The sequence below is a fragment of the Micrococcus sp. CH7 genome (assembly GCF_001595485.1).
In the GTDB taxonomy this organism is placed as follows: domain Bacteria; phylum Actinomycetota; class Actinomycetes; order Actinomycetales; family Micrococcaceae; genus Micrococcus; species Micrococcus luteus.
This window is the reverse complement of record NZ_LOSQ01000005.1, coordinates 12656-37794: the sequence shown is the minus strand read 5'-3', so window position 1 is coordinate 37794 and position 25139 is coordinate 12656. Positions and strand designations below refer to the sequence as shown.

The following is a 25139-nucleotide window of genomic DNA, read 5'->3' as shown; positions in this document are numbered from 1 at the left end:
CGGCGTGTCCACGCGGAAAAGACGCCCTCAACATCAACTTTCACGTGAGACTCGAAGGACGAGCCTCCGCGGTGAGGACACCCCGACTCGCACGAGACCAGGCGCCCCGACCTTCACCTTCACGTTCTACTGGAGACTCCTGTGGCCCCGGTTCAGCGCGTGATCGGCCGCGTGGGAACGGAGACGTCGATCTCGGCGACGCCGCCCGCCGCGGACCCGTGCCGCTCGTCCGCCAGGAACGCCTCGGCCACGGACCCCTTGAGGCCGGCGTCCTGCGCGTCGCCCCAGACCAGGGTCACCCCGCCCTCGAGCGCCAGACGGACCTGGCCCGGGCCCCGGGAGTCGGCGGTCTCGACACGATCGGCCACAGGCTCCGGCAGGGCGGCCAGCACCTCGGCCACCTCGGCGCGCTCCTCCTGTGCCCGCTGCGCCAGCTCCTCCGAGAACGCGGGGAGGTCCTCGCCCTCGAGCCGCTCCTCCGGCACTCTCGTCAGGACGGTGCCGTCCGCGAGCAGCAGCTGCGCGCCGTCGTCACCGTCCCGCCGGGCCCGCGCCTCGTGCTCCCGGACCACGACCTCCAGGCCGGTGGGCAGGCGGGGCACGGTATGGACCTCGGCCACCCCGGGCAGACCGCCGACCAGCTCGCCCACACGGCCGGCCCCGACGCGGGACAGCGGCACGCCGTACACGGGCTCCAGGCGCTCCTGGACCTCGGCGGCGGAGACATGGCGGGTGCCGGTGACCTCGACGCGGTCCACCGCGAGCACGGGCGAGAAGAACACGACCCAGCCCAGGGCGCCCAGCACCGCGAGCACCGCGGCCGCCACACCCCAGCGGGTGGCGCGGCGCCGGCGCGCGGTGCGGCCCGGGAACTGGACGACGGTGGAGGCGTCGGTTCCGGCCGGCGGCGGCGTCCCGCGGCCGCGCCTCACGGGTGGGCGACGCCGGGCGCCGCGTCCCGGCCGAGCTCGGCCAGCAGGTCCGGACCCAGGGCGGTGACGTCCCCCGCGCCCATCGTCAGGACGACGTCGCCGGCCGTGGCGCCCGCCGCGAGCGAGCGCACCGCCTCGGCGCGGTCCTCGGCGACGACACGGTCCTCGGCGGCACCCGTGGTGAGGCGGGAGGCGATGAGGGACGAGTCGACGCCGGGCATCGGCTCCTCCCGGGCCGCGTACACGGGCAGCACGCGCACCACGTCCGCCCCGGAGAGGGCGGCGGCGAACTCGGCGGCGAAGTCCCGGGTGCGGGAGAACAGGTGGGGCTGGAACAGGACGTGCACGCGGGCGTCACCGGCCACGGCACGGCCGGCGGAGACCGCGGCGGCCACCTCCGTGGGATGGTGCGCGTAGTCGTCGAAGACCCGCACGCCGCGCGCGGCGCCACGGAACTCGAATCGGCGGGCCGTGCCCCGGAAGGCCTCGACGCCCCGCACGGCGGCCTCGAAGGCCATGCCCGCCCGGACGGCGGCCAGGACCACGGCGGCGGCGTTCAGCGCGTTGTGCCGGCCGGGCACCTGCAGGTGCAGGGTGCGCTCCGGCCCGTCCGCCATCCGGAACGTGGCGCGCTGGCCCACTCCGGTCTCGCCCGGCTCCACCGCGAGGTCGGTGACCAGCAGGTCCGGCACCACGCCGTCGCGGGGCGCCGTGCCGTAGGTCACGACGTCGGCGGCCGCGTTGTCACGGGCCCACGCGGCGAGCTCCGCCGCGCCGGCGTCGTCGAGGCAGGCCACGAGGACCCCGCCCTGGGCGGCGGCTGGCAGCCCGCCCGCGAAGTCCCGGAAGACCTGGTGCACCGCCTCCTCGGTCCCGTAGTGGTCCAGGTGGTCGGCCTCCACGGTCGTGACGATCCCGATCGTGCTCGGGTAGTTCACCAGGGTGCCGTCGGACTCGTCGGCCTCCGCGATGAACCACTCGCCCCGGCCCGCCCGGGCGTTGGTGCCGAGCCCGGCGACGGCGGCGCCGACGGCGAACGTGGGGTCCCAGCCGGCGTCGGAGAAGGCCATGGCGGCCATGGAGGACGTGGTGGTCTTCCCGTGCGTGCCGGCGACGGCCAGCACCCGGTGGCCGCGCATGGCCAGGGCGAGGCCCTCGGAACGGTGCAGCACGCGCAGTCCGCGTGCCACGGCGGCGTCGTGCTCCGGGTTGCCCGGCCCGGCGATCGAGGAGGCGATCACCGTGGTGACGTCCCGGCCGAGGTGCGCGGCGTCGTAGCCGACCGTGATCCGGGCGCCGCCCGCGGCGAGCTCGCGCATTACGGGCAGGTCCTTCGCGTCGGAGCCGGACACCGCGACGCCCTGCTCCTGGAGGATGCGGGCGACCCCCGACACGCCCACGCCGCCGATCCCCAGCAGGTGCACGCGGCCCAGGTCGGCGAAGCGGCCCTCGGCCGCGGGACGGGTGCTCTCGTCGCGGCTCATCGCCGGGCTCCTTCCTGGGCGGCCGAGCGCACGAGGCCGGCCATGGTGACGTCCGCGTCCCGGACGCCGAAGCGGGCGGCCGCCTCCCCCATGCGCGCCAGACGCTCGGGGTCGGTCGCCAGCGGGATCAGCTGACGCTGCACCCACGCGCGCCCGAAGGCGTCGTCGCGGACGAGCAGCGCACCCTCCGCCTCCACCACGGGGCGGGCGTTGAGCGCCTGCTCGCCGTTGCCGATGGGCAGGGGGACGTAGACGGCGGGCAGGCCGACCGCGGACACCTCGCAGACCGTGCCGGCGCCCGAGCGGGCGACGATCAGGTCGGCGGCGGCGTAGGCCTGCTCCATGCCCGCCAGGTACTCCCGCTGGACGTAGCCGTCCCGGACCAGGAGGCTGCCGTCGTCCTCGGTGAGGGCCTTGTCCCGCCCGGTCAGGTGGAAGACCTGCAGACCGGCGTCGAGGAGGTCGCCCAGCGCGGCGCGCACGGTGCGGTTCACGGCCAGCGCACCCGAGCTGCCGCCGGTCACCACGACGGTGGTCCGGTCCGGGTCGAGGCCGAGGGCCTCACGGGCGGCACGGCCGGCGGCCGCCCGGTCCAGGCCGGAGATCTCGGGGCGCATCGGCATGCCCACCCAGCGGGCGCCGCGGAGGCGGGTGTCCGGCAGGGCGGTGCCGACGTGCGTGGCCCGCAGGGCGCCGATGCGGTTGGCCAGGCCGGGGCGGGCGTTGGCCTCGTGGACCACCACGGGCACACCGGCCCGGAACGCGGCGAGGTACACGGGGGTGGCGACGTAGCCGCCCACGCCCACGACGACGTCGGCGCGCCGGTCCCGCAGGATCCGGGCCGCCGTGGCGACCGCGGCGCGCATGCGGGCCGGGAAGCGGACGACGTCCATCGACGGGCGGCGCGGCATCGGGACCCGGTCGATCAGGTCGAGCTCGTAGCCCGCCTCGGGGACGAGACGCGTCTCCATGCCGGAGGCGGTGCCGACCATGGTGCACTCGACGGGGCCGCCGCCGTCATCCTCCAGGGCGCGGGCGATCGCGAGCATCGGGGAGATGTGGCCGGCGGTGCCGCCGCCGGCCAGCACCACCCGCAGGGGTCCGGAGGGATGAGAGGTCTGCGTCATCGGGGCTCCTGGAGGGCGGGGGTGGGGATCACGGGGAGGGGGTCGGTGTCCGGCTCGTCCGCCTGCGGGCGGGCGTCCGGCTGCGCGGCACGGCGGCGCTCGTGACGGGCGAAGGCCAGCACGATGCCGACCGCGCTCAAGGACAGGGTGAGCGCGGAACCACCATAGGAGATGAAGGGCAGGGGGACGCCCACCACGGGGATGACCCCGGAGACCATCGCGATGTTGACGGCCGCCTGACCCACCAGCCAGGCCAGGATCCCCCACGTGGACAGGCGGATGAACGTGGACGTGGTCCCGGCGGCGACGCGGTAGATGCCGATCGCCAGGCCGAGGTAGGCCAGCAGCACCACCAGCGTGCCCACGAGCCCGAGCTCTTCGCCGAGGATGGTGAAGATGAAGTCGTTCTCGGCCTCCGGGATGTAGCTCCACTTCTGGCGGGACTGGCCGAGGCCCGCGCCCCACCAGCCGCCCGAGGCCAGGGCGTACATCCCGTGCGCCGGCTGGAAGCAGGGGTCGGTGGCGTCGGAGCAGTCCCCCATCCAGGCCTGCACCCGGACCATGCGGTGCGGGGCGAGGAGGGTCAGGGCCAGGATGCCCAGCATGCTCAGCGCCAGGAAGGTGAGGAAGACCCCCCAGTGGGTGCCGGCCACGTACAGCACCGTGGCCAGCACGATCGCGAGGATGATCGCGGTCCCGAGGTCGCTGCCCGCCATCACCAGGATCAGCAGCAGCAGGCCGCCGGGCAGCACCGGGATCAGCGCGTGCCGCACCTGGGTGACGAGGCGGTGCTTGCGCTCCAGGACCGCCGCCGCCCACAGGGCCAGGGCGAGCTTGGCGGCCTCGGAGGGCTGCATCCGGAACCCGCCGATGCCCAGCCAGTTGCGATTGCCGCCCACGGTGACGCCGAGCGGGGAGAACGCGACCAGCGCGAGCAGGATCACGGCCACGCCGAACGCCGGCCAGGCGAGCGCCTTGAAGACGCGCACCGGCAGGCGCGAGAACACGAGCAGGGCCGCCACGCCCGCCACCGCCCAGGCGCTCTGGCGCAGGAACAGGGCGTACGAGCCGCCGCCGGTGCCGATCGCCTCGACGGAGGACGAGGAGAGCACCATCACGAGCCCCAGCACGGTGAGCAGGGCGGTGCAGCCGCTGATGAGCAGGACCGACAGGTCGAGGGCGCGGCGACCCTCCAGGACCCGCCACATCCGGGGCAGGAGCCGCTCCCGGTGCTCGGGGGCGTCGTCGTCCGCGCGGGGGCGGACCGGGCGGAGCTCGATCGGGGACATGGCCCTCCTCACGGGGGAAGCGAGACGGTCGGGTGGGCGGCGGGTCAGTCGGTGTCGGGGGCGGCGTCGTCGTGCACGTCCCAGCCGTGCTCGCGCATCAGCCCGGCGACGGCCTCGATGAATGCGTCGCCGCGGGCCGCGTAGGAGCGGAACTGGTCCATCGACGCCGCGGCGGGCGCCATGAGCACGGTGTCGCCGGGGCGGGCCAGGCCGTCGGCCACGCGCACCGCCTCGGTCATCACGGCCGCGCCGTCGGCGGGGCCGGTGCCGTCGGCCGCGGCGAGGGGGGCGTGGACGGGGACGTCCGGGGCGTGCGCGGCCAGGGCCGCGCGCAGGGCCGAGGTGTCCCTGCCCAGGAGCACCACCGCCCGGAGCCGGTGGGCGTGCGCGGCCACCAGCTCGTGATAGGTCACGCCCTTGGGCAGGCCGCCGGCCAGCCACACCACGGAGCTGAACGCCGCCAGCGACGCGTCTGCGGCGTGCGGGTTCGTCGCCTTGGAGTCGTTGACCCACATGATGTCGCGGGAGGTGGCCACGAGCTGGATGCGGTGCTCCCCGCGGTCGTAGGAGCGCAGGCCCTCGGCCACGGCCGCGGGGCTCACCCCGACGGCCCGGGTCAGCGCCGCCGCGGCGGCCGCGTTGGCCATGGTGTGGCGCGGCGCCACCGGGCCCAGGTCGGCGCGCTCGGCCAGGGCGATCGCCTCGTGGCGCCGGTTGTCCAGGAACGCACGGTCCACGAGGATCCCGTCCACGACGCCGATGTCGGACAGGCCCGGGGTGTCCGTGGTGAAGCCGATCGCGCGGCAGCCCTCCTGGACGTCCGCGCGCTCCACGAGGGTGCGGGTCAGCGGGTCCTGCTCGTTGAACACGCAGGCCACCCGCGTGTTCGCGTACACCTTGCCCTTGGCGGCGGCGTACTCCTCCATCGAGCCGTGCCAGTCCACGTGGTCCTCGGCCAGGTTCAGCACCGCCGATGACGCCGGGGCCAGGCCGTGCGTCCAGTGCAGCTGGAAGCTGGAGAGCTCGAGGGCGAGCACGTCGAAGCCCTCCGGGTCGCGGATCGCGTCGAGCACGGGGGTGCCGACGTTGCCGCAGGCCACCGCCCGACGGCCGTCCGCCCGCAGGATGGCCTCGACCATCGTCACGGTCGTCGTCTTGCCGTTCGTGCCTGTCAGGCACACCCAGTCGGCGGTCTTCCGGCCGGCGCGCTCGCGCAGCCGCCAGGCCAGTTCGACGTCGGACCAGATCGGCAGGCCCGCCGCATGGGCGGCCATCAGCAGCGGCTGGTCCGGCCGCCAGCCCGGGGAGGTCACGACGAGGTCCGCGGCGGCGCCGTCGACTTCGGGCAGCACCTGCGTGGCCGCCCGGTCGAGCAGGACCTCGCGGACCCCCACGATCCGCAGGGTCTCCGCACGCGCCCGGTTCTCGGGGCCGTCATCGCCGTCCACCACCACGACGGCGGCGCCCAGCTCGGCCAGGGTGTCGGCCACGGAGAAGCCGGTGAGGCCCAGGCCCGTGACGACGACACGCAGGCCGGCCCACCCCGGAGCGTCCCAGGACGTGAGGTCGGCGGTGCGGGCGGTGTCGGCGCGGGGCCGGCGCACCGGTGCGGGCGCGGCGTCGGACGCGGGGCCGGTCACGGGGTCACCCCCGCGAGGCCGCCCTGGCGGATGAGCCAGTCGCCGTAGAAGATCGCGAGCCCCACGGTGACGCACATCAGGGACAGCAGCCAGAAGCGGACCACGACGGTCACCTCGGCCCAGCCCTTGAGCTCGAAGTGGTGCTGCAGCGGCGCCATGAGGAACACGCGCTTGCCGCCGGAGACCTTGAACCAGCCCACCTGGATGATGACGGAGAGGGTGATCGCGACCATGAGGCCGGCCAGCACGGCCACCAGGATCTCGGTGCGCGTGAAGATCGCGAAGCCGGCCAGGGCGCCGCCCAGGCCCAGGGAGCCGGTGTCCCCCATGAAGATCTTGGCCGGGGAGGTGTTCCACCAGAGGAAGCCCAGCAGGCTGCCCGTGAGGATCGCCGCGAGCAGGGCGAGGTCCATGGGGTCGCGGACCTCGTAGCAGCCGCGGGTGCCCTCGAGCGCGCAGGACTGGCTCGACTGGAAGAGCGATATCAGGACGTAGGCGCCCGTGATCATGGCGGTGGCGCCCGTGGCTAGCCCGTCGAGGCCATCCGTGAGGTTCACGGCGTTCGTGGTGGCGGTGGGGATGAGGGTCGACCAGATCACGAACAGGATGACGCCGATCGCGGGTCCGGCGAAGGCCAGATCGAGCCACGGGATGTCCCGGGCGAAGGAGATCGCCGTCGAGGCGGGGGTCAGGCCCCGCTCGTCCGGGAAGTTCAGGGCGAGGACCGCGAAGGCGGTGCCGATCAGGGCCTGGAGGATGATCTTGCCGCGCGGCGTCAGGCCGAGCGAGCGCTGCTTCGTGATCTTCGTGAAGTCGTCCACGAAACCGACGAAGGCCATGCCCACCGTGAGCAGCAGCAGGATCAGGCCGGAGGCCGTGGGCCCGCCGAAGTCGACGCCGAACACCGCGAGCAGCCCGTGGGTGATCAGGTACGCCAGCACCATGGAGCCGATGATGACCGCGCCGCCCATCGTGGGCGTGCCGCGCTTGGTCTTGTGGGTGGTCGGGCCGTCGTCGCGGACGAACTGGCCGTATCCGCGCTTGACGAGGAACCTGATGAACAGCGGGGTGCCGACGGCCGAGAGGACCAGGCCGAGCACGCCGCCGATGAGCAGTCCGATCACGGTCGGGACTCCTTCGGGGAGGCGGAGGGGGCGGCGACGGCGTCGGCCGTGGCGAGGCGCTCGCCGAGGGCCGCGAGCCCGACGCCGTTGGAGGACTTGACGAGGACGAGGTCGCCGGGGCGCAGGTGCTCGGCGAGGAACGCCTCGGCCTGCGCGGCGTCGTCGACGAAGTGCGCCTCCTCGCCCCAGCTGCCCTCGTTGAGGGCGCCGATGTAGAGCGGCCGGGCTCCGGCGCCCACCACCAGCAGCTGGGCGATGTTCAGGCGCACCACGGACTCGCCCACGAGGGTGTGCTCACGGACGCGGGCATCGCCGAGCTCGAGCATCTCCCCCAGGACGGCCCAGGTGCGGCGGCCGCTGGAGCGGCCGAGGGTGGCCAGCGTCCGCAGCGCGGCGCGCATGGACTCGGGGTTGGCGTTGTACGCGTCGTTGATGATCGTGACGCCGTCCGCGCGGTCGGTGCGCTCCATCCGGAAGCGGCTGGCGGGCCCGAGCCCGTCGAGACCACGGGCGATCTCGGCCGGGTCCATGCCGGCGGCGTGGGCGGCCGCGGCGGCGGCCAGCACGTTGTGCACGTGGTGCAGGCCGGTCAGTCCGGAGGCGACCGGATGCCGCACGGCGGCCTCATCCGTCCCGACCTGCAGGTCGAAGACGGGGCGCTCCTGGTCGTCGGCGCGCACGTCCCGTGCGGCGACGAGTCCCGACGCGCGGCCGGCGGCCACGTCCTCGGCCGCGCGGGCGACGCCCCGCTCGTCCGCGGTGAACCAGGTGATCGGGGCGGCGGTCCGTGCCGCCATGCCGGCGACACGCTCGTCGTCGAGGTTGAGGACGGCGACGCCGTCGGGGCCGAGGGCCTCCACGAGCTCGCCCTTGGTGCGCGCGATGTTCGCCACGCCGCCGAAACTGCCCGCATGGGCGGTGCCCACCATGAGCACGACGCCGATGTCCGGGCGCACGATGTCGCAGAGGTACGCGATGTTGCCGACGTGGTCCGCGCCCATCTCGACCACGAGGAAGCGCGTGTCCAGCTCCGCCCGGAACACCGTGAGCGGCACGCCGACCTCGCCGTTGTACGAGCCGACCGGTGCGACGGTGGGGCCCTGGGTGGCCAGCAGGGCGGCGAGCAGGTCCTTGGTGGTGGTCTTGCCGGCCGAGCCGGTGATGCCGATGACGGTGGTCGGGGAGTGCCCCCGGATGCGGCGCACGACCTCCCGGGCGAGCGCGCCCATCGCGAGCACGGCGTCCTCGACGATGATCGCCGGGTGCGCGGCGCCGTCGGGGGCGTGCGTGGCGCGCTCGGCGAGCACGGCGGCGGCGCCGGCACCCAGCGCGGCGTCGATGAAGTCGTGGCCGTCGGCGCGCTCCCCCGGCTTCGCCACGTAGAGCGTGCCCTCGGCGGTGACCTCCCGCGAGTCGGGGGTGACGTGCACCAGCACGGTGGCGGGGTCGAGGGTGGCCGAGAGCGTGCCGGACACGGCCTCGGCGATCTGGGCTGCGGTGAGAGCGATCATGACTCGATGACCTTACCCTCGCGGGCGGGGCCGGAGCCCGAGGCGGAGGCCGCCGCGACACGGGCGGCCAGGGCCTCGCGCAGGGCCACCCGGTCGTCCAGCGGGACGAGCTCGCCGTCGTAGTCCATCGTGGTCTCGTGCCCGCGGCCGGCCAGGAGGATGCCGTCCTGCGGCCCCGCCAGCTCCACGGCGCGGCGGATGGCCGTGGCACGGTCGGCCACCTCCTCGATCACGACCGTGCGGCCCTCCTCCCGCGCGATGCGGTCGGCCTCGGCGCGGGCGCCGGCGAGGATGTGGGCGCGGATCGGGGCCGGGTCCTCCGAGTGGGGGGTGTCGTCGGTGACGATCAGCACATCCGCCGCCCGGGCCGCGATCGCGCCCATCACGGGCCGCTTGTCACGGTCACGGTCGCCGGCGGAGCCGAACACGATCAGGGTGCGGCCGCGCGTCCCGGCCGCCGCCCGGGCGTCGGCGAGGGAGCGCAGCGCCTGGACCATGCCGTCCGGGTTGTGCGCGAAGTCGACGACGGCGTCCGGCTCGCGGCCCACGACCTCCATCCGCCCCGGGACGGCGGCAGCCAGAGGGCCCTCCCCCGCGGGCACGTCCAGGACCGCGGCGAGCGCGTCCAGGTGCTCCTCCCCCACGGCGTGCAGCACGAGCAGAACCGCGAGGGCCGCGTTGGCCACGTTGAAGCGGCCCGGCAGACCGACGGAGGCCCGCAGCTCCCGGCCCGTGGCCGCGTGGCGCAGCGTGAAGCGGTGGCCGAGGCCGTCCGGCGCGAGCTCGGCGACCTCCCAGTCCGCCCGGAGGCCGGGGTCGTGTTCGGCCAGGGCGCCCGGCGTCGGCGCGGCCGGCCCGAGGGCGAGCGTGGTGACGGGAGCGCCGGCGGCCCGGGCCATGGCGACGCCCCAGCGGGGCCCCTCGCCGCCGTCGAGCGTGATGACGGCGTGGTCGGTGCGAGCGGGGTCGAACAGACCGGCCTTGGCCGCGAAGTACTCCTGCATCGAGCCGTGCATGTCCAGGTGGTCCTGGGTCAGGTTGGTGAACCCGGCCACCGCGTAGCGCAGGCCGGCGATCCGCTGGTACGCCACGGCGTGGGAGGAGACCTCCATGACGGCGGTGTCCACCTCCTCCTCGCGCATGAGCGCCATGAGGGCGTGCAGCTGGGTGGCCTCGGGCGTGGTGAGCGTGGAGGGGACCTCCCGCTCCCCCGCGCGGATCAGGATCGTGCCCACGATGCCCGACCGGCGCCCCAGGGCCTCGAGCAGGGCGGCGGCGAGGAAGCTCGTGGTGGTCTTGCCGTTGGTGCCGGTCACGCCGAGCAGGCGCGGGCCGGTGTCGCCCCCGCCGCCGTAGACGCGGGCCGCCACGGTGCCGGCGGCGGTGCGCACGGCGTCGACCTCGAGCACCGGGACGTCGGCCAGGCCCTGCTCCGCCAGGAGCGCGCGGCCCGCCGCGTCCGTCAGGACGCCGACGGCGCCGGCCTCCAGTGCCGTGGCCGCGAACGCCGCGCCGTGGGCGCGCGCCCCCGGAACGGCGACGTAGAGGTCGCCCGGGCGCACGACACGCGAGTCGAGGCTGACCCCCGTGACGCCGTCGGCCGGGGCCGCGCCGTGGACGTGGGCCGCGATCCCCGCCTCGGCCAGCGCCTGTGCGAGGGCGGGCCAGGCCGCGGCGGGGGTGTGGGAGGGCCGGAAGGCGGCGTCCTGCTGGGCCGGGGTCAGCGGCGCAGGGGGGTCGCTCGGAGTGGTCATGGGGGTGCTCCTGGGGTGCTCGGGGCCGGAGGCGTGGGTCACCACGGCCGGTCCTGCGGATCGTCCACGAAGACGCGGTAGTCGTTCGGCTCGGCTCCGGTGGCGGGCACGTCCGCCTGGCGGAGCATGTACTCCATGATCGTGGCGGCCGCGACGGACACGTCTCGGGAGCCCTGCTTCGACGGCGGCCGATGCATGGACACGGACACCACGAAGCGGGGGTCGTCGAGCGGGGCGACGGCGGTGAAGCCGAGGTTGTAGCCGTCGTACGTGCCGGTGTCGCTCGCGGCCTCGGCGGTGGAGGACTTGCCGCCCACGCGATACCCGGGGATCGCGGCGGCCTTGCTGGTGCCCTGCGTCACGACGGTCTCCATCATGCGGAGCATCTGCGCCGCCGTCTCCTCGGAGACCACGCGGTGGGGCTCCGCGGACGACTCCCAGCGCTTCTCCGCGCCGTCGCCGTCCACCGTGGCGTCGATCAGCCGGGCCGGGATCAGCACGCCGCCGTTGGCGAGGGCCTGGTACATCTGGGCGGTGTGCAGGGTGGTCTGGGTGTAGCCCTGGCCGAAGGCCGTGGTCAGGCGCTGGCGGCCGTCCCACTGTTCGGGCGGGACGAGGACGCTGCCCGCCTGCTGCGGCAGGCCGAGGTCGATGGGCTGGCCGACCCCGAAGGAGCGCATGTACTCGTAGCGCTGCTCGTCCGTGATCTTCTCGGCGATCTGCACCGTGCCCGTGTTGTAGGAGCGCGCGTAGATGCCTGCCACGGTCATGTCGAACGTCGGGTGCGGGGAGAAGTCCCGGATGGTCTGCCCGTCGAAGTCCTGGCTGCCGGGGACGGTGAAGCCGTCCGTGGCGGTGACCTTCCCGGCGTCGACGGCGGCCGCGATCGGCAGCGCCTTGCCCGTGGAGCCCGGCTCGTACGGCGTGCTCATCACGGTGGAGGTGCGGAAGTTCCCCTCGGTGGCGTCGGGGTCGGCGGGGTCCACCGTGGTGGAGTCCGCCATGACGATCACGTCGCCCGTCTTCACGTCCATCACGACGGCGTTCGCCCACTCCGCCTCGTACTCGGCGGCGAGGGCGCCGAGGGTCTCCTGCGCGAACCACTGGGCGTCCTTGTCCACGGTCAGGCGCAGGTCGGCGCCGTCCACGGCCGGAACCTCCTCGAGCGGGGCGTTGGGGATGCGGATGCCGTCTGCGCCCACCTCGAACGTGCGGGTGCCCGGGGTGCCGGTCATGACGTCGTCCTGGCTGAGCTCGAGGCCCTCGAGGGCGGTGCCGTCGCCACCCATGAAGCCGATGATGCTGCCGGCGACCGACCCGTTCGGGTAGGTGCGGCGGTCCACCGCCTCGGAGAGCAGGCCCGGCACGTTGAGCGCCATGGCCTTGTCCCGCACCTCCGGGGTCACGGAGCGACGCACCACGGCGTACGGGCGGGAGCCGATGGTGGCCTCGCGCACCTCCTCCTCCGACATGCCGAGCACCTCGGCCAGGCTGGCCAGGCGGGAGTCCACGTCCACCAGCACGGTCTCCCGGGCCTCGCGGTCCCATTCGTTGAAGTCCTTGACGAGGCGCTGGTCCACGACGATGTCGTAGCGGCGCACGCTGGCGGCCAGCACGTCGCCGTCGCGGTCCAGGATGGACCCGCGCTGCGGCAGGGTCTCCTGGTGTGTCAGGCGCTGGTCCATGGCCGCCGCGGCCTGCCCCGTGGGGTCGATGCCCTGCACGTAGACGAGCCGCAGTGCGAGCCCGCCGAGCAGGACGAAGACGAGCAGGAGAAGGATGCGGGTGCGCACGGCGGGGTGCCCGGGAGCGGGCCCGACCGTCGATCCGCCGCGGGGAAGGTGCGAGGCGGGACGGTCGATCAACGGTCGGCGGCGTCCTGGTCGGGGGCGGCGGAGGCGTCCTCGCCGCCGAGGGTGCGCGGTCCCTCGATCTCGTCCTGGCCGTCGCCGGCCGTCCCCTGGCGGACCGCGTCCGCGTCCGCCGGCGGCGCGACGTAGGTGGCGGAGATGTCGCCGTCCTGGGCCGCCTGGGCCTCGCCGCTGAACTGGCCCGTGCCCGCGTCCACGGAGGCGGTGCCGGCGGGGGCGACCATCCCGAGGGCGTCGGCGCGCGCGGCCAGGTTCTGCGGCGCCTCGAGGTGGCCCACCCGTTCGGCCAGCCGCTCATTGGTCTCGGTGACGGCCTGCTGCTCCTGGCGCAGGTCCAGGAGGGCGTACTGCCGGTTGGACATCGTGATGTTCATGACGAGCACCGCCGCGAGCGCGGCGAGCACCACGAGGACGCACAGCACGGTCACCCCGGAGCGGGATCGGGGCAGCGGGGCGGGCACCACCGAGAGCGGCGTGCGCTCCTGCGGAGTCGGCCGCGCAGGGGCGACGGGGGTCGACCCGGGGCGCAGCGACTCTGCGATCCGTGCGTGTGCGGCCATGCTCATCTCCTCGTGCAGCGTCATGCCGTGGTCCTGGACGTCCTGATCTTCTCAACCGCACGCACTCTCGCGGAGGAGGCGCGACGGTTCTCGGAGATTTCTTCTTCGGTGGGCTTCTCGGTGCCGCGGGTGAGCACCCGCACCACGGGTTCGTGCTCCTCCAGCACCACTGGGAACCCCGGGGGCGCCGTGGACGTGGCCCACGCGCTCAGGTGCCGCTTCGTGATGCGGTCTTCGAGGGAGTGGTAGCTCATCACCACGAGGCGCCCGCCCACGTGGAGGGCGTCGAGGATGGCGGGCACGGCGGCGTCGAGGATGTCGAGCTCCTCGTTCACGGCGATGCGCAGGGCCTGGAAGGTGCGCTTGGCCGGGTGCCCGCCGGTTGCCCCCGCGGCGACGGGGACGGCCGAGCGGATCACCTCGACGAGGCGGCCGGTGGTCTCGATGGGGGCCTCGTCGCGGGCCCGGACGATGGCCCGTGCGATGGGGCCGGCGAAGCGCTCCTCGCCGTCGCGACGGATGATGCGGCGCAGCTCCTGCTCGTCCAGCTCCGCCACGAGCGTCGCGGCGGAGCGCTCGGCGGTGTCGTCCATGCGCATGTCCAGCGGAGCGTCGTAGGAGTAGGCGAAGCCGCGCTCCCGGTCGTCCAGCTGGTAGGAGGACACACCGAGGTCGTAGAGCGCGGCGTCGACCTTCGTGACGCCCGCGGCGGCCATGGCCTCGGGCACCCGGTCGTAGGTGCCGTGGAAGGGGATCAGGCGCTCGGCGAGGGGGCCGAGGCGCTCGACGGCCATGGCCTGGGCGTGGACGTCGCGGTCGATGCCGATGACGCGCAGGTGGGGGAACCGGGTCAGCAGGGCCTCGGTGTGCCCGCCCATGCCCAGCGTGCCGTCGACGGCGACGGGCGTACGGCCGGCCTCGAGCGCGGCCTGGACGGCGGGGGCGAGGAGGTCGACGACGCGGTCCCGCATCACGGGCAGGTGGCGGTCCTCGGGGCGCGGCTGGCCTGCGTCCACTCTCGACCTCCTGCTCACATCGCGGTCCTGGCGGACCTCGGGCGGGATCCCCATCCGTCCGCCGCCGCGCCTGGCCCAGGGGAAGACGGGTCAGGTGCGGCGGCGTCGGCTGGAGGTCTCGCTCGAGGTCGGGTGGTCATGGTCAGAAGACGCCGGGCAGGACGTCCTCGTCGGTCTCGGAGAAGGCGGCTTCCTGCTCGGCGAGGTAGGTGTTCCAGGACTCCGAGTCCCAGATCTCCACTCGCGTCCCCGCGCCGATCACGGTCACGTCCCGGTCCAGCCCCGCGTACTGTCGCAGCGGCGCCGGCACGGTCACCCGACCCTGCTTGTCCGGGACCTCGTCCGACGCCCCCGAGAGGAAGACGCGGATGTAGTCACGGGCCTGGCGGGAGGACAGTGGAGCCGACCTCATCTGCTCGTGGACCCGCTCGAACTCACGAGCGCTGAACACGTAGATGCAGCGCTCCTGACCCCGGGTCAGGACCAGCCCCTCCGCCAGCTCCTCGCGGAACTTGGCGGGGAGGATCAGCCGGGACTTCTCGTCGAGCCGGGGGGTGTACGTGCCCAAGAACACGGCAGACCCCCTGGCTCGTCAAGCGGTCCCTCCCGACCAAGGTCGGGACCCATGCTCTCTCCTTCCCTCCACATTACCCCACTTCCCTCCACCATCAACCCCGGACGCGGGTCCCGGCGCCACGGGCGTGTCGAGGCCCCCCGAGTCCGGCGCGCCATCCCGCGGGTCCCGGGGCCGGCGTCGCCGTGGAGGGACGTGGAGGACCGGTGGGCCCCGGTGGAGGGCCGCGGCGACGACGGAGCCTCGGGCAGCGGAAAGGCCCCGATCCGGAGCGGATCGGGGCCTGGAGTGGAGGATAGTGGGGGCCCGGCGGGCCAGGCGCTCAGTCGCCTCCGGCGCGCCGCTCGTCCCAGCGCCGCTCGAGGCGGCCCATGAAGTCGCCGCCTCCCTGCCGTCGCGGTGCGCCCGACCGGCGGGCCTCCGGGCCCGAGGCCCCGGAGGCGACAGCGCGCGGCCGCGTGGTCAGCAGGAAGATGCCGGCCCCGATGACGACGACGCCGAGCACGCCCAGGAGGATCGCGTGGTTGGCGACCCCGAGGACCACGACGAGCAGCCCGACCACTGCGAGGACGGCCCCGGCCACGACGCGACCCACGGGCAGCCGATGCCGCCCCGTGTCCGCCATCTGGGTGGCCAGCCGGGGGTCCTCGGTGCGCAGCTGCTGCTCCAGCTGGTCCAGCATCCGCTGCTCATGCTCTGAGAGGGGCATGGCGACTCCTTCGAACGCGGCCTCCGACACCTCCGGGACCGGGAGGGGACGCCCGCGCGTCCGACTTGCCCTCCAGGATAGGACCTGCCGCCCCACCCTAGCCAGGTGGCGACGTCGCCGGCCCCGGAACCCCTCACTCCCGGTCCGGGCCTCCGGGGCCCGGCCGCGGCGCGTCCCGGCGGGCGTCGGCGCGGGCCTCGCGGCGACCCAGCAGCGACGCCGGCCGCACGGCCGCCGTCGGGAAGCGCCGGGCGACGGCGTCCAGGGCGGCCTCGGCACCGGCCCAGTCGCCCGCCTCCGACGCCTCGCCCTCCGTCCCCCAGGCGGGACCGCCGAAGAGCGCCTCCTGGGCCGGAGGCTGATCGGCCTCGCCCCCGAGGCGCTCGGCGCGCACGCCCACGAGCCGGATCGGATGCGGCCGTTCGGCGTGCAGCTCGCGGACGAGCCGCCGCGCCGGGCCGAGGAGGTCGTGGCCCGTGGCGGTCGGCCGGGCGAGGCGGGCGGTGCGGCTGCGGACCGACCCGTCCGGCGCCTTGAGGCGGACCGTGACCGCGCCGGCGGTGACCCCCTCCGCGCGCAGCCGGGCCGCGACCCGGTGACACAGGCGCAGGACCTCCGGGTCGACGCCCGCGACGTCGACGGGGTCGACGTCGAAGGTGTGGTCCGCGCCGATGCTGCGGGCCGCCGGGCGCGGGGCGACGGGGCGCGGGTCGATGCCCCGGGCGAGCGACGCCCACTCCCGGCCGGCGGCCCCGAACGACGCCTCCAGCCGCGCGGGGTCCACCCGGGCGAGGTCGCCGATGGTCGCCACCCCCCGCCGGGCGAGCCGCTCGGCCGCCTTGGGGCCCACGCCCCACAGCCGGCCCACGGGCAGCGGATGGAGGAAGTCCAGGGTGCGCTCCGGCGGCACGATCAGCAGGCCGTCTGGCTTGGCCGCGGTGGACGCCGTCTTGGCCACGAACTTCACGGCCGAGCCGCCCACGGTGCACGGCAGCCCCAGCTCGGAGCGGACGCGCTCCCGGATCAGGTGGCCGATGTGCTCGGGCGGGCCGAGCCGGCGGCGGGCGCCGGCGACGTCGAGGAACGCCTCGTCCACGCTGAGCTGCTCCATCACGGGGGTCACGTCCGCGAGCACGGCCATCACCTCGGCGGAGACGGCCCGGTAGAGCTGCTGGCGCGGCGGGATGACCACGAGGGGCGGGCACAGGGCGCGGGCGTGCGCCAGGGGCATCGCCGAGCGGACCCCGTAGGCCCGCGCCGCGTACGAGGCGGAGAGCACCACGGACCGGCCGCTCGGGGCGGCGACGGCGGCGGGACGCCCCTCGAGGTCGGGCTGTTCGCGCAGCTCGACGGACAGGAAGAACGCGTCCATGTCCACGTGCAGGATCGTCGCCTCATCGCGGGGTGCAGCGGGCGCGGTCTCGGACATGGACCGAGCCTATCCGGGACCGGCGAGCCGCCGCGCGGCGCGGCTAGGGTGGGGCCATGCCCGCCGACGTCGCCGTCCCCCGCCCCCGTCCCGCCGACCAGGACCGCTTCCGCGCCGCCGTCGCCGACGCCCTCGACCGCCTGCTGGCGGAGCACCGCGAACGCGCCCGGGACGTCCACCCGCTGACGGCGCCCCTCGTGGACGCGATCGCGGACCTGACCGCGGGCGGCAAGCGCCTGCGCGCCGTCCTGGCCTGGCTCGGCTGGCGGGCGGCCGGCGGCGAGGCGGAGGACCCCCGCATCGCCGAGGCGGGCGCGGCGTTCGAGCTGTTCCAGGCCGCGGCGCTGATCCACGACGACATCCTGGACCGCTCGGACACCCGCCGGGGGATGCCCAGCGTGCACCGCCGCTTCGAGTCCCTCCACCGGGAGGCGGGCTGGCGCCACGCCGCGGAGCACTTCGGCGTCTCCGCCGCGATCCTCGCCGGCGACGTCGCCCTGGGGATGAGCGAGACGGCCTTCGCGCGCGTCCTCGCCGGCACGCCCCGGGAGGATCGGGCGCGGGCCGAGCTCGAGCGGATGCGCTTCGGCGTGATGGCGGGTCAGTACCTCGACGTGGTGGCCGAGATGGCCCCGGCGGCGCGCGATGCCCGCGAAGCCGAGGCGGCCGCCGAGGCGGTGGTGGAGCACAAGTCGGCCCGCTATTCGGCGGTGCACCCGCTGGCCCTGGGCGGGCTGCTGGCGGGGGCGGACGACGGGCTGGTGACCGCGTTCGCCCGGGTGTCGCTGCCGTTCGGCATGGCGTTCCAGTACCGGGACGACCTGCTCGGCGTGTTTGGCGATCCGGCGACCACGGGCAAGCCCGCGGGCGACGACCTGCGGGAGGGGAAACAGACGGTGCTCATCGCCCGCGCCGTCGAGCTGCTCGCCCCGGACGAGGTCGCCGCGCTCGACGCGGACCTCGGCGATCCAGACCTCGGCGCGGACCGGGTGGCCCACTGGCAGGCCGTCCTCGAAGCATGCGGTGCGCGCCAGGCCGTCGAAGAGCGGGTCGCGGTGCTCTCGCACGAGGCGGCCGGCGCCGTGGCGGGCCTGCTCGCGCACGGCGTCCCCGAGGATGTGAGCGCCGAGCTCACGCGGCTGATCGACGCCTACACGTCGCGCCGCCACTGAGCCGCACGAACCCCGCGGGCGGATGGCCGCCCGCGGGTCGGCTCACCAGGCCAGGGCCTGGGCGCGGCGCCGGATCTCGGTCTTCCGACCGTCCCGGAGCGCGTCGATGGGCCGGCCGGGCAACGACTCGTCCTCGGTGAACAGCCAACGGAGGGCCTCCTCGTCGGAGAAGCCGGCGTCGGCCAGCAGCACGAGCGTGCCCTGCAGGGAATCGAGCACGCCGGTCTCGGTGAGGAACAGCGCCGGCACGGACCGCACCGCGGGCTCGGGGCGACGCACGGCCAGCAGGCGGCGATCATGCACGAGGTTGTGGACGCGGGTCACACGCTGGTCGAGGCGCTCCGCCACGTCGGGCACGGAGAGCCACTCGCCCACGAGGGCGTCGAGCTCGGCGGGGATCGCGTCAGCGGGGACCGGGGTGTCGGAGGAAGTGGTGCTCACAGGCGCCAGCCTACGTGGCCGCCGACGGGCCCGGCCCATCGCGCCCCGGACGGCATAGATCTCAGTATGGTCACGAAGATCACATTCCGATAACATCGCCGAGGCTCCATGGCCGGGCGCCGACGTCGTCGGTCGACCGCGGGGGCCACGGGTCCCACCCGTCACTTCCCCGTCGTGTTCCATCCATCCATCCGATCCGATGCCGAGGTCTGCCGTGCCCCACACCCCCGTCCGCTCCCGCCGCCTGCGCTCCGTCCTGACCGGCGGCGCGGTGCCCCTGCTGCTGCTCACCGGTCTGCCCGCCCAGGCCCACGCCCAGGAGGCGGCGGTGCATACCGTGCGCCCGGGCGACTCCCTCACCCGGATCTCGGCCGCCCGCGGCGTCTCCGTCGCCGACCTGCTGCGGTTCAACGGCCTGGGCCTGGAGACCGTGCTCTACCCGGGTGACGAGCTCCGCCTGACCGGCGCGGCGGCCCCGGCCCCGGCCGCGGGGACCTACACGGTGCAGCCGAACGACGGGTGGTGGGTCATCGCCCGCCGCACCGGCGTCTCCGCCGCGCAGCTGCAGCGGCTCAACGGCATGAGCGCGTCGAGCATGCTCCACCCGGGCATGGTCCTGACCACGCAGCGCACGGCCGCCGCACCGAAGGCCCCCGCGTCGCCCGCCCCGACCACGACCCCCGCCACCGCGCCGGCATCGACGGCCCCGACGGCGGCCGGCGGGACGGTCCGGTACACCGTGGTCTCCGGCGACTCCCTCTGGGGGATCTCCCAGCGGTTCGAGGTCTCCATCCCCCGTCTGCGCGAGCTCAACGGCCTGACGCGGGCCTCGACGCTGCACCCCGGCGACGTGCTCGTGATCTCCGACGGCACCCTCGAGGTGGAGCCGGTCTCCGCCGTCCAGGCGGTCGGCGACACCTTCCTCGGGCGCACCTACGCGCCGCACGTGACGGCCTCGGCGAACGAGAACCTGCGCCTGCTGCGCTCCGTCCCGCAGCCCACCCCCGAGCAGATGCAGCAGATCGTCCGCGAGACCGCCGAGCGGATGGGCGTGGACCCTCGCCTGGCCCTGGGCCACGCGTACACCGAGTCCCGCTTCCGCATGGCCTCGGTCTCCCCCGGCAACGCCGTGGGGGCGATGCAGGTCATCCCGATCACGGGCGAGTTCGCCTCGGAGCTGGTGGGCCGCGAGCTGAACCTGCTGGACCCCCACGACAACGCGGTGGCCGGCGTCGCGTTCATCAAGTACGTGCAGGACCGCACCCCCACCCTCGATGAGGGCATCGGGGCCTACTACCAGGGCCTCGGCGGGGTGCTGGACAGCGGCCTGAACCCGGAGGCACGGGACTACGTGGCCAAGGTGCGCGCCGCGATGGCGATGTTCTGATCCGCCGGCGGCGGACCGCCCCGAGGGGTCCGCCGCCTGTCCTACCCTGGGACGATGAGCAGCGCACGCCGCGACCCCCTCGTGGGGGGCATCGTCGACGGCCGCTACCGGGTCGTCGAGCGGCTGGCCCGGGGCGGCATGTCCACCGTCTACCTGGCCGTGGACGAGCGTCTCGACCGCCAGGTGGCGCTCAAGGTCATGCACCCGCACCTGGCGGAGGACCCCGTCCTCGTCGGCCGGTTCGAGCAGGAGGCCAAGACGACGGCGCGGCTGTCCCATCCGCACGTCGTCGCGGTCCTGGACCAGGGCCACACCGAGGCCGAGGACGGCGACGTGCTGGCCTACCTCGTGATGGAGCACGTGCCCGGCCGCACGCTGCGCACCGTCATCCGGGACCGGGCCCCGCTCTCGCCCCGGGAGGCGCTGCGGTTCCTGCGTCCGCTCGTCGACGGCCTGGCCGCCGCGCACCGCGCCGGGCTGGTGCACCGGGACGTGAAGCCCGAGAACGTGCTCGTCCGCGACGACGGCCGGGTGACGGTCGCGGACTTCGGCCTGTCCCGCGCCGCCACGGCCCACACCATGGCCGGGCAGGCCGTCGTGGGCACGCCCGCCTACCTCGCCCCCGAGCACATCGCCGGGGCGCCCGCCGACGCCCGCTCCGACGTGTACGCCGTGGGCATCATCCTGTTCGAGCTGCTCACGGGCCGCCAGCCGTACACCGCGGCGACCGCGCTGCAGGTCGCCTACCGACACGTCCACGAGCGGGTCCCCGTGCCGTCCACGCTGCACCCCGGGCTCCCCGAGGACCTCGACGACCTCGTGCTGTGGTGCACCGAGCCGGACCCGGCCGACCGGCCCGCCGGTGCCGGCGAGCTCCTGCACCGCATCGACGCCGTGGCGGCGGGCCTGGACCCCGACGAACCGGACCGCCGCCCCGCCGAGGGCCCGGGCACGGACCCGGCGGCGGCCGCCCCCGCCGCCGATGGCCTCGAGGGCGCAGCCCCGGACGGGGACCTGCCGACCCGGGCCCTCGACGCCGGCGACCACCACGCGACGCGCGTGCTCCCCGCCCTGGCTGAGTCCGCCCTCGACGACGACGTGACCGACGTCATCGACACCCGTGCGGCGACGCACGGGGGCGACCCGCGGCCCGCCGCGCGCCCGGCGGAGCCGGTCGGCCCTCTCGCTGTCGACCCCGCTCCGGCGGACCGGCATCCGGGGCGCGGCTCCCGGCGGCGGCTGCGTCGGGCGGCCCGCCGCCCCGCCCTCGACCTCGGCCAGGGCACCGGCCGGGCCGCGGCGATCGGCGCGGCCGTGACCCTGCTGCTCACCGGCGTCGCCCTGCTGCTGGGCTGGACGCTGGGCTCCGGCGGCCTCGGAGTCGGTGGTGTGGCGGTGGTCCCCGACCTCGACGGGCTGGCCCGGGAGGCGGCGGAGGAACGGCTGACCGCCGCGGGCTTCACCGCGGCGGTCACGGCCCGGCATGACGAACTCCGCACGGAGGGCACGGTCGTCGACAGCTCACCCGCGGCCGGGGAGCCGGCAGGGCGCGGCGCCCCCGTCGAGCTCACCGTCTCCGCCGGCCCCGCGCCGGTGCCGGTGCCCGACCTGACCGGCGTCGTGATCCGGCAGGCCCACGGCGTGGCCCGGGACGCCCGATTCACCGTGGAGGTCGCGGAGCGCCGCACCGATCCCGCAGTGCCGGCCGGGGCCGTGATCGAGCAGCACCCGGCCCCCGGCGAGCAGGCGACGCCGGGCACCGCGGTCCGCGTGGTGCTCTCCGAGGGCCGCGCCGTGCGCCCGGTGCCGGACATGACCGGGCAGGATCCGGAGACGGCGCACACGACGCTGGCGGACGACGGCTGGGACGCCCGCGTGCATCGCCTGCCGCTGCCGCTCTCCGCCCGGGGCGAGTCCCGGGTCCTGCACCAGTCCCCCGCCGCCGGGACCGCGCTGCCGGAGGGCACCGCGGTCCACGTCTGGGTCGGCTGAGCCGGGGCGTGCCCGGCCGCGCGGTCAGGCCCGCGGCGCGCGGCGCTCGGGGTGCGAGAGGGCCTCGGTGACCTTGAACGCCATCTCCAGGGACTGCTGGTGGTTCAGCCGCGGGTCGCACAGCGTCTCGTAGCGGGCGTCGAAGTCGGCCTCGTTGATCGGGTCGGAGCCGCCCAGGCACTCGGCGACGTCGTCGCCGGTCAGCTCGACGTGCATGCCGCCCGGGTGCGTGCCGAGCTCGCGGTGCACCTCGAAGAAGCCGCTGACCTCGTCCATCACGTCCTCGAACCGGCGGGTCTTGTAGCCGTTGGCCGCGGTCACGGTGTTGCCGTGCATGGGGTCGGTGACCCACACCGGCTCCAGCCCCGCGTCCCGGACGCCCTCGACGATGCCGGGGAGCACGTCCCGGATCCGCTCCGCGCCCATGCGGGTGATGAAGGTCAGGCGGCCCGGCTCGCGCTCCGGGTCCAGCCGCTCCGCGAGCTCGAGCGCGTCCGCGACCGTGGTGGTCGGGCCGAGCTTCACGCCGATCGGGTTGCGGACCCGGGAGAGGAAGTCGACGTGGGCGCCGTCCACCTGGCGGGTGCGCTCGCCGATCCACAGGAAGTGGGCGCTCGTGGCGTAGGGGTCGCCGCTGCGTGAGTCCACGCGGGTCAGGGCACGTTCGTAGTCGAGCAGGAGCGCCTCGTGGGCCGAGTAGAACTCGGTGCGGCGCATGGCCTCGAAGTCCACGCCCGCGGCGTTCATGAAGCGGACCGCGCGGTCGATCTCGGCGGCCATCTCCTCGTACTGGGCGTAGGCCGGGTTGGCCATGAAGCCCTGGTTCCACTGGTGCACGCTGCGCAGATCGGCGAAGCCGCCCTGGGTGAAGGCGCGGACCAGGTTCAGGGTGGAGGCGGAGGTGTGGTACGCCTGCACCATCCGTCGGGCGTCGTGCCGGCGTGCCTGCTCGGTGAACTCGTAGCCGTTCACGATCTCGCCGCGGAAGCTGGGCAGCGTGACGCCGTCGCGGGTCTCCGTGTCCGAGGACCGCGGCTTGGCGAACTGGCCGGCGATCCGGCCCATCTTCACGACCGGCATGGAGGCGCCGTAGGTCAGCACCGCGGCCATCTGCAGGATGGTCTTCACCCGGGCGCTGATCCGGTTGGCGGTGGACCCGGCGAACGTCTCGGCGCAGTCGCCGCCCTGCAGGAGGAACGCGCGGCCCTGGGCGACGTCGGCCAGACGGGCGCGCAGCAGGTCGACCTCGCCCGCGAAGACGAGCGGGGGCAGGGCGCTCAGCTCGGCGACGGCGGCGCGGTGATCGGCCTCGTCCGCCCAGGACGGCGCCTGCGCGATCGGCAGCGAGCGCCAGTGGTCCAGGCCGGGGATGTCGGCGGCGCCCTCCGAGATGGCGGTGCCGAAGGCCAGGATCTTCTCGCGGGGGTCTTCAGTCATGTGCACCAGGCTAGGGGCCGCGTGCCGCGCCCCGGTCTGAGCGTCCCCGGATGACGACGCGCGGGCCCCGCTCAGTCGCGGGCGCGTGGCGGAGCGGCCGTACGGCCCGCCTTCACGTCCGCCGCGTAGGTGTCCACGTACTCCTGGCCCGACAGGCGCCGGATGGCCTCCATGATCTCGTCCGTCACCTCCCGCAGCACCCGGGGGTCGCCGACGGCCTCGGCACGGTCGGAGAAGTCCAGCGGCTCACCGAAGATCATGCCCAGGCGCCGGATCCGCGGCAGCACATGGCCGATCGGCTGGACCTGGTCCGTGCCGATCATCGCGATGGGCACCACGGGCGCGCCCGAGGCCAGCGCGAGCTTGGCCACGCCGATCTTGCCGCGGTGCAGCCGCCCGTCCGGGCTGCGGGTGCCCTCCGGGTAGATCCCGAGCAGCCGGCCCTCCCGCAGCGCCTCGAGGCCCGCGTCCAGCGAGCGCAGGGACGCCTCTCCGCCGGAGCGGTCCATGGGCAGCTGGTTCGCCGCCTCGAAGAACCGGCGGGTGACCCAGCCCTTCACGCCCGGGCCGGTGAAGTACTCACGCTTGGCCAGGAAGTGCACCTGGCGGTCGAGCATGGCCGGCATGAACACCGAGTCCGAGACGGACAGGTGGTTGCTGGCCAGGATCGCCGGGCCCTCGGCCGGCACGTTCCCGAGGCCCTTCACCCAGGGGCGGAACAGCAGGCGGGTGGCCGGAGCCACGGCGAACGTCTTGGCGGACCAGTAGAACGTGGACACGAGGGCCTTCCGGTCGGGGCGGTCGGGTGCCTGCCCATCGTATGGTCCGCCTGCCTTACCCTGGCACCATGCCCCGCCCCGTCGCCGTCGCCCCCGAAGACCTCCCCCTGCGCCTCATGCCCGCCGCTCCCGCCCGGCGCGACCACTGCGTCGTGCTCCTGCACGGGTTCACCTCGACTCCGGCCTCCGTCCGCGCCTGGGCCGAGGGGCTCGCGGCAGGCGGCTCCCCCGTGAGCGTGCCCCTGCTGCCGGGGCACGGCACCCGGTGGGAGGACCTCGCCGCCACCGGTGCGGACGAGATCCGCGCCGCCGTCCGGGCCGTCGTGGACCTCGAGCTCGCCCGACACGGCCGCGTGGTCATGGCGGGCATCTCGATGGGCGGCGCCCTCGCGCTCGACGCCGCCGCCCACCGACCCGTGGCCGGGGTGCTCGTGGTGAACCCCGCGCTGCGCTTCGCCAGCCCGCTCGCCCCCTTCGCCCCGCTGCTGGCCCCGTTCGTCCCCACGGTCGCCCCGATCGCGGACGACATCGCGGACCCGACGGCGCGCGAGCGCGCCTACCCCCGCACGCCGGTGGCCGGCGTCGCCGCCCTCGGCCGCATCCAGCGGGCCGCCCGCCGCGCCCTGCCGCGGATCACCGCTCCCGTGACGGTCTACCGGTCCGCCCGCGACGCCGTCGTGCCCGCCTCGAGCCACCGGACCCTGGTGCGGGGCCTGCGCCAGGCCCCCGTGGAGGTGGTGGGACTGCCCCGCAGCCGCCACGTCGCCACGCTCGACTACGACCTGCCGCTGCTGATCGACCACGGCCGGAGCGCGGTCGCCGCCATGACGACGCACTGAGTCGCGCCCGGACCCTGCCGCTGCCGGTTGTAGAGTGTGCGTGACACGACTCACACATACTTCCGTTCCGCC

Annotated in this window: 21 protein-coding genes; 4 read left to right on the top strand and 17 right to left on the bottom strand. The window is 75.1% G+C overall.

What is annotated here, in order from left to right; translation table 11 throughout:
* Positions 1-152: 152 nt before the first annotated feature.
* The 14 genes from AUV08_RS02375 to dinB all read right to left on the bottom strand — a co-directional run bounded on the left by AUV08_RS02375 (position 153) and on the right by dinB (position 17020).
* Positions 153-932 (bottom strand): cell division protein FtsQ/DivIB, encoded by a 780-nt coding sequence (locus AUV08_RS02375; RefSeq protein ID WP_231862075.1) that lies wholly within the window; start codon positions 930-932, stop codon positions 153-155.
* Positions 929-2416, bottom strand: coding sequence for a UDP-N-acetylmuramate--L-alanine ligase (gene murC / locus AUV08_RS02370; RefSeq protein WP_060974016.1), 1488 nt, complete (start codon positions 2414-2416; stop codon positions 929-931). Before murC ends, AUV08_RS02375 begins: the two co-directional genes overlap by 4 nt.
* Positions 2413-3543, bottom strand: a complete 1131-nt coding sequence (gene murG, locus AUV08_RS02365) for an undecaprenyldiphospho-muramoylpentapeptide beta-N-acetylglucosaminyltransferase (protein ID WP_041102719.1) — start codon at positions 3541-3543, stop codon at positions 2413-2415. The genes murC and murG overlap by 4 nt, the downstream gene beginning before the upstream one ends.
* Positions 3540-4832: a putative lipid II flippase FtsW gene (gene ftsW / locus AUV08_RS02360; protein WP_041102718.1), complete on the bottom strand. Its 1293-nt coding sequence runs from the start codon at positions 4830-4832 to the stop codon at positions 3540-3542. Before ftsW ends, murG begins: the two co-directional genes overlap by 4 nt.
* Before the next feature lie 44 nt (positions 4833-4876).
* The gene (gene murD, locus AUV08_RS02355) at positions 4877-6472 is read right to left on the bottom strand and encodes a UDP-N-acetylmuramoyl-L-alanine--D-glutamate ligase (protein ID WP_052520013.1); all 1596 of its coding nucleotides are present in this window, start codon (positions 6470-6472) and stop codon (positions 4877-4879) included.
* Positions 6469-7596 carry a phospho-N-acetylmuramoyl-pentapeptide-transferase gene (gene mraY, locus AUV08_RS02350; RefSeq protein WP_061873080.1) on the bottom strand — a complete coding sequence of 376 codons (1128 nt, stop codon included), beginning with the start codon at positions 7594-7596 and terminating at the stop codon, positions 6469-6471. The genes murD and mraY overlap by 4 nt, the downstream gene beginning before the upstream one ends.
* A complete protein-coding gene (murF, locus tag AUV08_RS02345; protein WP_041102717.1) occupies positions 7593-9107 on the bottom strand; it encodes a UDP-N-acetylmuramoyl-tripeptide--D-alanyl-D-alanine ligase in 1515 nt (504 codons plus the stop codon). The genes mraY and murF overlap by 4 nt, the downstream gene beginning before the upstream one ends.
* Positions 9104-10861, bottom strand: a complete 1758-nt coding sequence (locus AUV08_RS02340; protein WP_036314155.1) for a Mur ligase family protein — start codon at positions 10859-10861, stop codon at positions 9104-9106. The genes murF and AUV08_RS02340 overlap by 4 nt, the downstream gene beginning before the upstream one ends.
* Before the next feature lie 38 nt (positions 10862-10899).
* Positions 10900-12654, bottom strand: a complete 1755-nt coding sequence (locus AUV08_RS02335) for a penicillin-binding protein 2 (RefSeq protein WP_231862074.1) — start codon at positions 12652-12654, stop codon at positions 10900-10902.
* Positions 12655-12722: 68 nt separating this feature from the next.
* On the bottom strand, positions 12723-13292 hold the full coding sequence (locus tag AUV08_RS02330; protein WP_230594439.1) for a hypothetical protein: 570 nt from the start codon (positions 13290-13292) through the stop codon (positions 12723-12725).
* Between the two features lie 20 nt (positions 13293-13312).
* Positions 13313-14308, bottom strand: a complete 996-nt coding sequence (gene rsmH / locus AUV08_RS02325; RefSeq protein WP_036314148.1) for a 16S rRNA (cytosine(1402)-N(4))-methyltransferase RsmH — start codon at positions 14306-14308, stop codon at positions 13313-13315.
* Between the two features lie 142 nt (positions 14309-14450).
* Positions 14451-14882 carry a division/cell wall cluster transcriptional repressor MraZ gene (mraZ, locus tag AUV08_RS02320; protein ID WP_002854575.1) on the bottom strand — a complete coding sequence of 144 codons (432 nt, stop codon included), beginning with the start codon at positions 14880-14882 and terminating at the stop codon, positions 14451-14453.
* 322 nt (positions 14883-15204) lie between these two features.
* Entirely contained in the window at positions 15205-15591 is a 387-nt protein-coding gene (locus AUV08_RS02315) for a DUF3040 domain-containing protein (protein WP_012750919.1), read from the bottom strand.
* A 133-nt stretch (positions 15592-15724) separates the two neighbouring features.
* Positions 15725-17020 (bottom strand): DNA polymerase IV, encoded by a 1296-nt coding sequence (gene dinB, locus AUV08_RS02310; RefSeq protein ID WP_041102714.1) that lies wholly within the window; start codon positions 17018-17020, stop codon positions 15725-15727.
* A gap of 56 nt (positions 17021-17076) precedes the next feature.
* On the opposite strand from dinB, the gene AUV08_RS02305 reads away from it, so the two are divergent.
* Positions 17077-18192 carry a polyprenyl synthetase family protein gene (locus AUV08_RS02305; RefSeq protein ID WP_041104747.1) on the top strand — a complete coding sequence of 372 codons (1116 nt, stop codon included), beginning with the start codon at positions 17077-17079 and terminating at the stop codon, positions 18190-18192.
* A gap of 42 nt (positions 18193-18234) precedes the next feature.
* Here the strand turns inward: AUV08_RS02305 and AUV08_RS02300 are convergent, their stop codons facing one another.
* Positions 18235-18633 carry an Rv2175c family DNA-binding protein gene (locus AUV08_RS02300; RefSeq protein ID WP_049158988.1) on the bottom strand — a complete coding sequence of 133 codons (399 nt, stop codon included), beginning with the start codon at positions 18631-18633 and terminating at the stop codon, positions 18235-18237.
* A gap of 214 nt (positions 18634-18847) precedes the next feature.
* Between AUV08_RS02300 and AUV08_RS02295 the strand changes: the two genes are divergently transcribed.
* Entirely contained in the window at positions 18848-20020 is a 1173-nt protein-coding gene (locus AUV08_RS02295; RefSeq protein ID WP_041104749.1) for a LysM peptidoglycan-binding domain-containing protein, read from the top strand.
* 54 nt (positions 20021-20074) lie between these two features.
* The gene (gene pknB / locus AUV08_RS02290; RefSeq protein WP_231862073.1) at positions 20075-22012 is read left to right on the top strand and encodes a Stk1 family PASTA domain-containing Ser/Thr kinase; all 1938 of its coding nucleotides are present in this window, start codon (positions 20075-20077) and stop codon (positions 22010-22012) included.
* A 24-nt stretch (positions 22013-22036) separates the two neighbouring features.
* On the opposite strand, the gene AUV08_RS02285 is transcribed toward pknB, so the two are convergent.
* Together AUV08_RS02285 and AUV08_RS02280 are read right to left on the bottom strand one after the other, a co-directional pair.
* Positions 22037-23449 carry a class II 3-deoxy-7-phosphoheptulonate synthase gene (locus tag AUV08_RS02285; RefSeq protein WP_036316682.1) on the bottom strand — a complete coding sequence of 471 codons (1413 nt, stop codon included), beginning with the start codon at positions 23447-23449 and terminating at the stop codon, positions 22037-22039.
* Positions 23450-23520: 71 nt separating this feature from the next.
* Positions 23521-24228 (bottom strand): 1-acyl-sn-glycerol-3-phosphate acyltransferase, encoded by a 708-nt coding sequence (locus AUV08_RS02280; protein ID WP_036384573.1) that lies wholly within the window; start codon positions 24226-24228, stop codon positions 23521-23523.
* Between the two features lie 68 nt (positions 24229-24296).
* On the opposite strand from AUV08_RS02280, the gene AUV08_RS02275 reads away from it, so the two are divergent.
* Positions 24297-25067, top strand: a complete 771-nt coding sequence (locus AUV08_RS02275) for a carboxylesterase (RefSeq protein WP_036316677.1) — start codon at positions 24297-24299, stop codon at positions 25065-25067.
* Positions 25068-25139 lie beyond the last annotated feature (72 nt).

Excerpts from the sequence above, each read along its gene's own strand:
- murC (WP_060974016.1), bottom strand. The coding sequence starts at position 2,416 with ATGAGCCGCGACGAGAGCACCCGTCCCGCGGCCGAGGGCCGCTTCGCC.
- murG (WP_041102719.1), bottom strand. The coding sequence starts at position 3,543 with ATGACGCAGACCTCTCATCCCTCCGGACCCCTGCGGGTGGTGCTGGCC.
- ftsW (WP_041102718.1), bottom strand. The coding sequence starts at position 4,832 with ATGTCCCCGATCGAGCTCCGCCCGGTCCGCCCCCGCGCGGACGACGAC.
- murF (WP_041102717.1), bottom strand. The coding sequence starts at position 9,107 with ATGATCGCTCTCACCGCAGCCCAGATCGCCGAGGCCGTGTCCGGCACG.
- AUV08_RS02340 (WP_036314155.1), bottom strand. The coding sequence starts at position 10,861 with ATGACCACTCCGAGCGACCCCCCTGCGCCGCTGACCCCGGCCCAGCAG.
- AUV08_RS02330 (WP_230594439.1), bottom strand. The coding sequence starts at position 13,292 with ATGGCCGCACACGCACGGATCGCAGAGTCGCTGCGCCCCGGGTCGACC.
- AUV08_RS02315 (WP_012750919.1), bottom strand. The coding sequence starts at position 15,591 with ATGCCCCTCTCAGAGCATGAGCAGCGGATGCTGGACCAGCTGGAGCAG.
- dinB (WP_041102714.1), bottom strand. The coding sequence starts at position 17,020 with ATGTCCGAGACCGCGCCCGCTGCACCCCGCGATGAGGCGACGATCCTG.
- AUV08_RS02305 (WP_041104747.1), top strand. The coding sequence starts at position 17,077 with ATGCCCGCCGACGTCGCCGTCCCCCGCCCCCGTCCCGCCGACCAGGAC.
- pknB (WP_231862073.1), top strand. The coding sequence starts at position 20,075 with ATGAGCAGCGCACGCCGCGACCCCCTCGTGGGGGGCATCGTCGACGGC.
- AUV08_RS02285 (WP_036316682.1), bottom strand. The coding sequence starts at position 23,449 with ATGACTGAAGACCCCCGCGAGAAGATCCTGGCCTTCGGCACCGCCATC.
- AUV08_RS02275 (WP_036316677.1), top strand. The coding sequence starts at position 24,297 with ATGCCCCGCCCCGTCGCCGTCGCCCCCGAAGACCTCCCCCTGCGCCTC.